Below are 5,334 nucleotides of genomic sequence, written 5' to 3'. Positions count from 1 at the left end.
CACCCCCGGCGGGCCGCGGTGCTGCGCCGGGCCGCGGCGCTGTGGGCCGCGAACGACGGGGAGATCGCCTGGTGGAACGTCCGAGAGGTCGGCGCCGTCCCCGGCATGGCCGGGTACTCGGTGCGCGCCGCCGAGCAGGAGTGCCATGAGGCGGCCGCGCTGCCCGGCCGCCCCTACGGGGAGCTCCTGCCCAGCGAGGAGCCTCGCCTGTCGATGGCGGCCCGTGTGCCCGCAGGGGTGGTCGGCGTGATCTCCCCGTTCAACGTGCCGATCGTCCTGGGCATCCGCTCGGTCGCCCCGGCGCTGGCACTGGGCAACGCGGTGGTCCTCAAGCCGGACCCGCGCACCGCCGTCACCGGCGGCGTCATGATCGCCCGGATCTTCGAGGAGGCCGGCCTGCCTCCGGGCGTCCTGCAGATGCTCCCCGGCGGCGCGGACGTCGGCCGTGCGCTGGTGGAGCATCCGCTGGTGCGCGTCATCTCCTTCACCGGCTCCACCGAGGCCGGGCGCCGGGTCGGCGAGCTGGCCGGCCGCCATCTCAAGCGCGTCCACCTGGAACTCGGCGGCAACTCCGCCCTGATCGTCCTGGACGACGCCGACCTGGACTCCGCCGTCGAACTCGCGGCCTGGGGCGGCTTCTTCCACCAGGGCCAGATCTGCATGACCACCGGCCGCCACCTCGTCCACGAGGGCCTGTACGGCGAGTTCGTCGACCGCCTGGCCGCCAGGGCGAGCGCCCTGCCCGTCGGCGACCCCGCCATCGCCCGGGTCGCCCTGGGCCCGGTCATCGACGCCGGCCAGCGCGACAAGATCCACGACCTGGTCACCGCCAGCACCGCCCAGGGCGCCCGCCTCGTCGCCGGAGGCACCTACGAGAACCTCTTCTACCGGCCCACGGTCCTGGCCGACGCCACGCCCGACACCCCGGCCTTCGCCCAGGAGATCTTCGGCCCGGTCGCCCCGGTGGCCCGCTTCACCACCTTCGACGAGGCCGTCCGCCTGGCCTCCGCCGACGAGTACGGCCTCTCCCTCGGCATCGTCACCCGCGACCTCATGAAGGGCTGGGAACTGGCCCAGAAGATCCCCACCGGCATCGTCCACATCAACGACCAGACCGTCAACGACGAGGCCAACGTCCCCTTCGGCGGCCTCGCCGCGTCCGGCACCGGCTCCCGCTTCGGCGGCCCCGCCGCCAACATCGAGGCCTTCACCGAGACCCGCTGGATCACCATGCGCGACAAGGCCCCGGCCTACCCGTTCTGACGCGCCGCTACCGCGGGAAGCGCTCGTCGACCTCCTCGGGGGTGAGGCCGAAGTCCGCGAGCGAGTAGCTGTGGGACGGGCGGCCCGCCCCCGCGTCGCTTTCGGTGTGGAGGGCGGCCATCGCGGTGCGGGCCTCGTCGGTGAGGGTCAGGCCGAAACGGGAGTAGATGGACTCGGCGGTGCCCAGGGGGTCGCGGACGAACTCGTCGTAGTCGACGTCGTGGAAGCGGGACGGGTCGTGCCGGGCGCGTTCGGCGCTGAAGGCCTCCAGGCCGCGGCTCCACAGGTCGAGCTGGGAGCGTCCGATCACCGAACCCTCGAACTCCGTGGACCAGCCCGAGGTGCTGTGCGCGGAGAGGCTGCACATCGAGGCCGTCGATGCGCGGGGGTCGCGGTGGGTCTGGACGATCAACGCGTCGGGGTAGACCTCCAGCAGCGCGTCCAGGGCGAAGAGGTGGCTGGGGTTCTTCAGCACCCAGCGGCGGCCCGGGTCGTTCAGGCCGATGAGCTGGAGGTTGCGGCGGTGCCTGCGGTAGGCGGGAGTCCAGTCCTGTCCGGCGAGCCAGGCGGAGTACGTCGGCAGGTGCGCCAGGCATTCGAAGGAGACGGAGCGGAGCGACTGGCGCAGCAGCTGCCAGCACTCCTCCACCATGTCGGCCGACATGTAGTGCACGCCCATGAACTCGGGATGCTTGACGTGGTGCCGTTCGTAACCGGCCTGGATGGCCTGGAAGAAGGGGTTCTTCGCCCACGTGTCGCGGGGCGGGCGCGGTTGCGGCATCTCGGCCAGCCACACCTCCAGGCCCTGGTGCGCGGGGTCGGCGGTGAGGAGGCGGTGCAGCGCGGTCGTGCCGGTGCGGGGCAGACCGGTGACGAAGATCGGCCGCTCGACGGGCGCGTCCGCGTGTTCGGGGTGCTGCTTCCAGGACTGCTCGGCCACCAGCCGGGCGGCCAGCGAACCCCGCAGGATGGCGCGGGTCGCCTTGACCCCGAGCGGGGTGAGGGCGGCCTCCTTCTCGTAGGAGTCCAGGAGGACGGCCAGGCCGTCGCTGTAGTCGTCGTCCCCGAAGTCGGACAGGCCCGTCATCTTGGTGGCCGAGGCGTGGAGGTCCTCAGCGGTGCCTATGGTGCTCATCGGTGGGCCTCCAGGAGTCAGTGGTGGAACTCGCCGCAGTTGACGTCGAGGCACTGCCCGGTGACGGCGCGGGCGAGCGGGGAGAGCATGAACACGACGGTGTCGGCGATCTCGTCGGGTTCGGGAAGGCGCCGCAGGTCGATGTCCGCGGCGGTCTCCTCGTAGACCTGCCGGGTGGTGATGCCGCGCTCCTGGGCGAGATGCCGGAAGTAGAACTTCAGGTTGTCGGCCCAGATGTAGCCGGGCGCGACCGTGTTGACGCGGACGCCCCGCGGCCCGAGTTCGGTGGCGAGGCTCTGCGCGAGGGAGAGCAGCGCGGTCTTCGACATCTTGTACGTGCCGAACGTGCGCCGGGAGTGCCGCAGCACCGCCGAGTTGACCATCACGACGGAGCCGTCGCCGTGCTCGGCGAGCGCGGGGGCGAACAGCCGGGTCAACCGCAGCGCGGCGAGCACGTTCGTCTCGACGGAGGCGCGGATCGCGTCGAAGTCGACGTCGCACAGGTCGGTCAGCGGGGGGATCGCGAAGGCGTTGTTGACCAGCCCGTCCACTCGGCCGCACGCGTCCAGCGCGGTGTCGAGCAGGTTCCGGCACGACTCCTCGTCCGTGATGTCCGTCTGGACGGTCACCGCGCGGCGGCCCAGCGCGGTGACCTCCTCGGCGACCTCGTCGAGCCGCTTCTGCGTGCGCGCCGCCAGCACGACGTCGGCTCCGGCGGCGGCGCACCGCACGGCCAGGCTCCGGCCGAGACCCGGACCGACCCCGGAGATGACGACGACCTTGTCCTTCAGCGGCATCAGCCGAGCATCCTTCGGGCGACGGCGGTCTGGCGCTCGGCGATCCGCGCGGTCCACTCGGCGGAGTCCACCCGCTGCTGCTCGTAGTAGGGCAGTTTCGGCAGTTCGTCGAACGGGACGATCTCGACCGCCGGGCCGTCCCCGGGGGTGAGCGCCCGGGTGAGCCGCTGCCAGCGGAACTGCAGGAAGCCGCGCCGGTGGCCGGTGCGCTCGATCCAGTTGGCCAGGCCCGGGTCGCGCTCGCTGACGACGTAGCGGATCATCCCGTCGGGGTCGACCCGCGCCTGGTCGGCGGTGAGGCTCGTCTGGTGGTTGATGTAGTCGAGCGAGACGTACCAGAGGCTGCCGAGCTGGAAGCCGAAGTACGGCGCGAGGTCCTTGGCGGGGGCGGGCACCGTGATGACCAGGACCTGGTCGTCGTCCAGGTCGTAGTGCCCGACGGACGAGTACTGGGTGGTGAGGCCGCCGGGGGTGGAGCGCGGCTCGGTCAGCGTGTTGACCGGGAGGTCCAGGTAGTGCCATTCCCGGAAGGCGAGGAACGTCTTGATCCGGGAGACGAGGATCCGGCCCGCGACGGCGAAGCGCTTGGCGCTGAGCTCCTCCTTGGCGGGCGGGGGCGCCATGCCGAGGGTGTCGGCGCGGTGGATGCGGATCTCGCCGCGGTCCTCGTTCGCCCAGTCGCTGTAGACCTCGCGGGCGATCAGCATCGACGAGCCGGGGCCGAGCGTGAAGTAGTTCGGCCCGGCGTCGGGCTTCTCCGGCCCGAACCGCACCTCGAACGTGCCGTCCGGCGCGATGTCGAGTTCGCGGTCGTCGAACGCGGTGAGGCTGTCGGGGGAGCTGGTGGGGCTGTAGTCGCCGTTCATCACCTGGAAGCTCAGGTCGGCGGTGGTGCCGCGGCGTCCCGTGACGACGTACTCGGCGTCGTCGCGGATGTAGGCGTGGAAGTAGAGCGTGTCGGGGTTGTCGAGCCCGAGCTTGCTGTACGGGCCGGTGGAGGCGACGAAGAACGGGAAGTCGCGTTCGTAGGCCCACGCCAGGTGCAGGGACGCCTTGATGCTGCCGGCGAGGTAGTCGAGCCCCTCGGCCAGGTCCTGCTCGTTCTGGATGTGCGGGGCCGAGCGGATGATCCGCTCGGCTTCGGCGATCGCCTGGGCGAAGGACTCCGTGGCCACCCGATGCTCCCTCGACGTGCGGTACAAATATGTACCTATGCGGTAGATTTTCTGTGACTTGAGAGTAGGACGTCTTCCGAGGAGGGGTCAATGGGCGGAGCCCGGCGCTCGCCGCCGACCGCGCGGGTGGTCGCGGTGCTCGACCGGTTCGCCACGGCGGGCGGCCGCCGCTTCGGCCTGTCGGAGCTCGCCCGCGACCTGGGCATCAGCAAGCCCACCTGCCTGGGCATCCTCACCGAGCTGACCACCGCGGGCTACCTGGTGCGGGACCCGCGCACCCTCACCTACGGCCTGGGCCCCGCCCTCATCGCCGCGGGCCGGGCCGCCCAGCGGAGCTTCGCCGCCGCACAGGCCGCGCGCCGCCGCCTCGAGCCGCTGGTCGCGCGCCACCGCACGGCCGCCACGGTCTCCGCCGTCGTCGACGAGGAGATCATGGTCCTCGACGCGCTCGCCGCCCCCGGCCTCACCCCCGCCCGGGTGGGGGAGCGCTACCCGTTCGCCCCGCCCAGCGGCCTGATGTACGTCCTGTGGGGCCCCGACGAGGACTTCGAGCGCTGGCTGTCCAAGGAGCCGACCCTCCCGGTCACCCTGGACCGCGACCGCCTCCGCACCATCACGGCCCGCTGCCGTGCCGCGGGCTACCTCGTGGAGAGCCTCACCCCCGCCGGCATGCGCCTGTACTCGTTCCTGAACGAGGCTTCGGCCGGCGACCTCCCGCCCGAAGCCCGCACCCTGATGGGGGAACTCCTGTCCGGCCTCGGCGAGCGCGTCTACCTGGACGCCGAGCTCAGCCCCGGCACCCGCCACCCCGTCCACCTGATCGCCGCCCCCGTCCACGACGCCGACGGCCGCCAGGACCTCGTCCTGGCCCTCCAGGTCGGCGCCCTCCTCACCGGCGCCGAGATAGCCCGCAGGGGCGACGCGCTGGCCGAGGCCGCCGCCGCCGTCACCGCCGAACTCGGCG

General features: G+C 72.1%; 5 protein-coding genes. 2 read left to right on the top strand and 3 right to left on the bottom strand.

Annotated features, from left to right (window positions below):
• Window positions 1-1,263 (top strand): aldehyde dehydrogenase family protein (locus ABD327_RS12115; RefSeq protein ID WP_344450413.1); only part of this gene is annotated, 1,263 nt, incomplete at its 5' end.
• A 7-nt stretch (window positions 1,264-1,270) separates the two neighbouring features.
• On the opposite strand, the gene ABD327_RS12110 is transcribed toward ABD327_RS12115, so the two are convergent.
• The 3 genes from ABD327_RS12110 to ABD327_RS12100 are packed head-to-tail and all read right to left on the bottom strand — an operon-like array spanning window position 1,271 to window position 4,370.
• Complete coding sequence (locus ABD327_RS12110; RefSeq protein ID WP_344450412.1) at window positions 1,271-2,398, bottom strand: sulfotransferase family protein; 1,128 nt, start codon at window positions 2,396-2,398, stop codon at window positions 1,271-1,273.
• 17 nt (window positions 2,399-2,415) lie between these two features.
• Entirely contained in the window at window positions 2,416-3,195 is a 780-nt protein-coding gene (locus ABD327_RS12105) for an SDR family oxidoreductase (RefSeq protein WP_344450411.1), read from the bottom strand.
• The gene (locus ABD327_RS12100) at window positions 3,195-4,370 is read right to left on the bottom strand and encodes a hypothetical protein (RefSeq protein ID WP_344450410.1); all 1,176 of its coding nucleotides are present in this window, start codon (window positions 4,368-4,370) and stop codon (window positions 3,195-3,197) included. The genes ABD327_RS12105 and ABD327_RS12100 overlap by 1 nt, the downstream gene beginning before the upstream one ends.
• A 90-nt stretch (window positions 4,371-4,460) precedes the next feature.
• Between ABD327_RS12100 and ABD327_RS12095 the strand changes: the two genes are divergently transcribed.
• The coding region (locus tag ABD327_RS12095) for a helix-turn-helix domain-containing protein (protein WP_344450409.1) at window positions 4,461-5,334 on the top strand (874 nt) is incomplete at its 3' end.

It is taken from the genome of Actinocorallia aurantiaca, assembly GCF_039533685.1.
Classification (GTDB): Bacteria; Actinomycetota; Actinomycetes; order Streptosporangiales; family Streptosporangiaceae; genus Actinocorallia; species Actinocorallia aurantiaca.
The sequence above is the reverse complement of the archived record's forward strand: the minus strand, read 5'-3'. Positions and strand labels throughout refer to the sequence as shown.

What these genes read in the sequence shown, in the direction of transcription:
- ABD327_RS12110 (WP_344450412.1), bottom strand. Translation starts at nt 2,398, where the DNA reads ATGAGCACCATAGGCACCGCTGAGGACCTCCACGCCTCGGCCACCAAG.
- ABD327_RS12105 (WP_344450411.1), bottom strand. Translation starts at nt 3,195, where the DNA reads ATGCCGCTGAAGGACAAGGTCGTCGTCATCTCCGGGGTCGGTCCGGGT.